The following is a 410-nucleotide window of genomic DNA, read 5'->3' as shown; positions in this document are numbered from 1 at the left end:
ATCATGATAAATCAATAGGACACGGATGCGGGCGAGAAAAGCCAATAAAGCGGAATTGCCAGCCAGCCGGCTTTGGGAATAACCTCGCGGCTAACGCTGCGACGCAGCATCGGCATTCAGGGAGAAACAGCATGAGCAGATCAGTCGTCGTCACCGGTTCCACCAGCGGCATCGGCCTTGCGATCGCCACCGCCTTTGCCGAAGCCGGCGACAATATTGTCATCAACGGTTTCGGAAACGCCGATGAAATCAAGGCGATCGTCGAGCGACTTGAATCGGTATCGAAAGGCCGGGCGATCTATCATCCGGCCGACATGACCAAGCCCCCCGAGATCGCCGAGCTGATCGAAACGGCCGCAAAAACCTTCGGCAGCGTCGATGTCCTCGTCAACAATGCCGGCATTCAGCAT

1 protein-coding gene is annotated in these 410 nt (G+C 56.6%); it reads left to right on the top strand.

Annotated elements, in window-relative coordinates:
• Positions 1-131 precede the first annotated feature (131 nt).
• Positions 132-410: SDR family NAD(P)-dependent oxidoreductase (locus AC5ZG1_RS44540; protein ID WP_496136590.1), on the top strand; the 279-nt coding region annotated here is incomplete at its 3' end.

The sequence above is a fragment of the Bradyrhizobium sp. Leo78 genome, assembly GCF_059512425.1.
This window is presented reverse-complemented; position numbering and strand designations above follow the sequence as displayed.